This is a genomic window from Dietzia sp. SLG310A2-38A2 (genome assembly GCF_014145095.1).
In the GTDB taxonomy this organism is placed as follows: domain Bacteria; phylum Actinomycetota; class Actinomycetes; order Mycobacteriales; family Mycobacteriaceae; genus Dietzia.
The window spans coordinates 1-4,119 of record NZ_JAALDX010000096.1; the positions used below are offsets into that span (position 1 = coordinate 1).

At 71.2% G+C, this 4,119-nt stretch carries 4 protein-coding genes; all 4 read left to right on the top strand.

The window, feature by feature from the left end; all coding sequences use genetic code 11:
* Nucleotides 1-437 precede the first annotated feature (437 nt).
* The 4 genes from G6027_RS03815 to G6027_RS03830 all read left to right on the top strand — a co-directional run bounded on the left by G6027_RS03815 (nt 438) and on the right by G6027_RS03830 (nt 4,091).
* Nucleotides 438-848, top strand: coding sequence for an HAD-IA family hydrolase (locus G6027_RS03815; protein ID WP_182635536.1), 411 nt, complete (start codon nt 438-440; stop codon nt 846-848).
* 3 nt (nt 849-851) lie between these two features.
* Entirely contained in the window at nt 852-2,258 is a 1,407-nt protein-coding gene (locus G6027_RS03820) for a wax ester/triacylglycerol synthase family O-acyltransferase (protein ID WP_182635538.1), read from the top strand.
* A gap of 48 nt (nt 2,259-2,306) precedes the next feature.
* Nucleotides 2,307-2,828 (top strand): hypothetical protein, encoded by a 522-nt coding sequence (locus tag G6027_RS03825; RefSeq protein WP_182635540.1) that lies wholly within the window; start codon nt 2,307-2,309, stop codon nt 2,826-2,828.
* Nucleotides 2,829-2,972: 144 nt separating this feature from the next.
* On the top strand, nt 2,973-4,091 hold the full coding sequence (locus G6027_RS03830; protein WP_182635542.1) for an FAD-binding oxidoreductase: 1,119 nt from the start codon (nt 2,973-2,975) through the stop codon (nt 4,089-4,091).
* Nucleotides 4,092-4,119 lie beyond the last annotated feature (28 nt).

The window sequence follows — 4,119 nt, forward strand, 5'->3', positions numbered from 1 at the left end:
GAGGTGGGGTGGGAACGCGCCCCGGGTGTGGTGTGGGGCCCGCTTCCGGTCGACCACCTCGAGGGCCATGATCACCAGGGCGTGGGCCGCCCGCCTCGCCGGGACCGGCACCGCGTGCTCGGGGTCGGGAACCGGCACGGGCACTGGTACCGACTCCGCGACCGGGGCGCCCGCACGGTCGTGCTGTCGGGCACCGGGACCCGGTTCGGTCGAGGGGAGGGGTCTGACCCTGCACTCGTCGGGCGAGACCTCCCGGGAGCGCGAGGACCGGCCTGTCGACGGCGGTGACACGGGTGTCGGGGCCATGTGTTCTCCTGCTCCCTCCGGCGAGGACCGGGCCGGTCTCGCGTCCTTCTATGTCGTATGACGCGCGGGGACGGGCGGTCGGTTCCGGCTCCGCTACTGCACGGTCGACGGGCGTTGCCTAGGCTGTCCCCATGCGAGGACTGATTGTCGACTACTTCGGGGTGCTGGACGGCACGGATGAGGACCGCGAGAGCTGGCGGGAGATCCTCATCGGCGCGCGTGCCAACGACGTGCGCCTGGCGGTCCTCAGTAACGAGCCCGAGGGGCCGGGCGCCGATCGGGTGCGGGAGGACGCCCGCGCCTACGGGATCGATCACGTGGTGCTCAGCGGCCGGACCGGGGTGGAGAAGCCTGATCCCGAGGCGTTCCTCGAGGCGGCGCGACGGCTCGAGCTGGAGCCCCGCGAGTGCGTGATGGTCGACGACGCCATCGAGAACGTGCTGGGCGCCGTCCAGACCGGCATGATCGGCGTGTTCTACCAGGTGTTCGACCGTGCGGCTGTGGAGATCCGGGGACTGCTCGGGCTGGACGAGGCGGTCTGACCCGTGGCGACCAGGCTGGCGACGGCGGATGCGGACCTGCTCCTCGGGGATGCCACCCGATCGCGGAGTCGGCACTCGTGTTCCCTCGCGCTCGTCTCCCGTGACGACCCGTGGGACATCGACCGCGTCATGGAGTTCGTCGACGCCCGACTCGCCGATGCTCCCAGGTTCCGCCAGCGCATCCGGTACGTGCCGTTCGGTCTCGCGCGGGCCGTCTGGGTCGACGATCCGGACTTCGACCTGAGTTTCCACGTCCGCAGGTCCGCCCTGCCGGCGCCCGGGGGTATGCGCCAGCTCGCCGATCTGGTGGCCAGGCTGGTCGACCGTCCGCTCGAGCCCGGCCGACCGCTGTGGGAGCTGTACCTCATCGAGGGACTCGCCGACGGGCGACTGGCGGTCCTCACCAAGACCCATCACGTCCTGCTGGGCGGCCCCAACGCCGTGGACCTCGCGCAGGTGCTCATGACCGACGAGAGGGCGTCCGCGGACGTGGACGAGGTGGCCACCTGGACCCCCGTCCCCTCGCCGGGCGACGGCGTGCTCGTCCTGGACGCGCTCATCACCATCGCCACGGACCCGTTGGAGTTGGTCCGACGCTCCGCACGACTGGTCAACGCGGTCGAGAGGGCGAGCCGTGGTCTGGTCGGGGCCGCGAGTCTGACGGTCCTGCGTCCGCCCGGGGGGCTCTCGGAGATGTTCCGGACCTCCCGCCCCCGCGGCAGCCGCGTGGGACTGGCCTCGTTCCCCCTCGACCAGGCGCGGGCGATAGCCAGGGAGCACGGCTGCAAGGTCAACGACGTGGTCCTTGCCGTCCTGTGTGGGGCCCTGCGCTCGTGGATCCTGTCCTGCGGCCACCCGCTCTCGACGGCCGACACGCTCCGGGCGATCGTGCCGATGGCCGTCTCCTCGGAGTCCGGTCCGGTCGAGGGGTCGGAGGTGTCGGCGGAGGCGACCTCCGCCGAGATCGCCTCCGCCCTCATAGGGATGCCGGTGGGGGAGCCCAATCCCCGGATGCGGCTCGCGCAGATCTCGCGGGAGACGGCCACCCACCGCCACCCCAGGCAGGCCGTGGGCGCCAAGTCGTTGGCCCGACTCTCCGGTTTCGCCCCGCCCACCCTGCACGCGCTGGGCTCTCGCGCGGCGATCATGTTGCCGTCGGACAGTTACGACCTGGTGGTCACCAACGCGCCCGGTCCACAACACAAGATGTTCTGGGGCGACGGCGAGCTCGCCGAGGTCTACCCGGTCCCCGCGCTGCTCGACGGGCAGGCGTTGGCCGTGTCGATGAGCAGCTACTCGGGCATCGTCTACTGCGGCTTCACGGCGGATCGCCAGGCGGTGCCGGACGTGGAGGAGATCGGCGAGCTCATCTCGTCGGCCCTGGACGAGCTCACCGGCACCGCCCGCTGACCCGCACCGCCCGCTGACCGGCACCGCCCACCCGAGGAAGGCACCACCATGCGTCTGTTCATCCCTGCCACGCTCGCGATGCTGGAGACCCTGCTCGACGGCGGGGAGATGCCCGTGCGCAGCGCGACGGCGTTCGCCGCGACCCCCGCGCTCGTCGAGTCGTACGCCCAGGGGGACACGGAGGAGATCGAGCACGTGGCGTTCCTCGAGGCCGCCCGCGCCTCGCTCCGACTGCTGGGCGGCGAGATCGACTCCGGCGCGGTGCACGAGGCGCACCCGTACCGCCGGGTGGTGGTGAGCGTGGACGTCCCCGACACCGACGCCCAACCGCGGCCGGATCTGGACACCGCGGTCGTACGCCTGACGAGGGGGACCGTGGCGATGGACGAGGTCGCGGCCGTCCACGTGGACCTGGCGGGCGCGGCCGGTCCCGTCGAGGCCGCGGTCGCGGCCGTGGATCGCGCCGACCTGGGTGACGAGGACGCGGAGCTCACCGTGGGGGATGCTCTCGACCTGGATCTCGCCTGGTACGACGCGGCGGAACTGCCGTTCCTGTTGAATCTGCTCTGAGAACCCCGGAGGGCCGGCCCGGTTACCGGGATCACGCCCGTGCGGTATCCCCCAGACGCTAACCTTCGCTACCGTAGGTTCTCATCTCCGGCACCGTCGGCCCGGTCCTCGGGTCGCGCGGTTCCCGGCCCCAAGGAGGCACCAGTGACCGAGTCGACCAGCGGACTCAACCGTGTACTGCGGGCAGCGGCCGCGAGGGTTCCCGAACCGCGGGCCGCGCACCGCTTCCTGAACCGCCTCACGCACCCGCTCCGGATGGACGACTACTCGTCGCTCATCTATCCGCTGTGGTCCTCCCGGGAGCTGCGCGGGGAGGTGGTCACGGTGCGCCGTGAGGCAGAGGACACCGTCACCCTCGTCATCAAGCCCGGCTGGGGCGCGACCCCGCATTACCAGCCGGGCCAGTACCTGGGCATCGGCGTCCTCCTCGACGGCCGCTGGACCTGGCGGTCCTACTCCCTGACGTCGGCTCCGACCACCGGTCGCGGTGAGTACTCGGTCACCGTCAAGGCCCTGCCCGAGGGGTTGCTCAGCAACCACATCGTCGGCACCGTCGAGCCCGGCACCATCGTCCGCCTCGCGGCGCCGGCGGGGGACTTCCACCTGCCCTCGCCGACCCCGTCCAAGCTGATGTTCGTCACCGCCGGTTCGGGCATCACCCCGGTCATGGGCATGCTCCGTTCCCTGGACCGACGTTCGGTCACCGAGCCGTTCCCCGACGTCGTCCACGTGCACTCGGTGCGCGAGAGGGAGGACGCACTCTTCCTGGAGGAGCTGCGCGCGCTCGAGAAGACGCAGCCCGGGTACGTCCTGCACCTGCGGGTCACCAGCGAGGAGGGACGTATCGACTCCCGCCAGATGTCCGACCTCGTCCCCGACTGGTCGGAGCGGCCGACCTGGGCGTGCGGGCCCAACGCGATGCTCGACGAGCTCGACGAGCACTTTGACGCCACCGGACGCGACGACCTCCACGTGGAGCGCTTCACGGTCAACCGGGACGCCGGGGCCTCGGGCGGGACCGTCACGTTCGGTTCGACCGGCAAGACCGTGGAGCTGGACGGTGCCACCACCATCCTGGAGGGCGGGGAGCAGGTGGGCGTGCAGATGCCGTTCGGTTGCCGGATGGGCATCTGCCAGACCTGCGTCGTGGGACTCGACGAGGGGCATGTCCGCGATCTGCGCAACGGCACCGATCACGGACCCGGTGAACGGATCCAGACCTGCATCTCGGTGGCGTTGGGGGACGTCGAGCTCAAGCTCTGACGGCGTCGGGCCGTCAGTCCTGATCCGT

Excerpts from the sequence above, each read along its gene's own strand:
- G6027_RS03815 (WP_182635536.1), top strand. The coding sequence starts at position 438 with ATGCGAGGACTGATTGTCGACTACTTCGGGGTGCTGGACGGCACGGAT.
- G6027_RS03825 (WP_182635540.1), top strand. The coding sequence starts at position 2,307 with ATGCGTCTGTTCATCCCTGCCACGCTCGCGATGCTGGAGACCCTGCTC.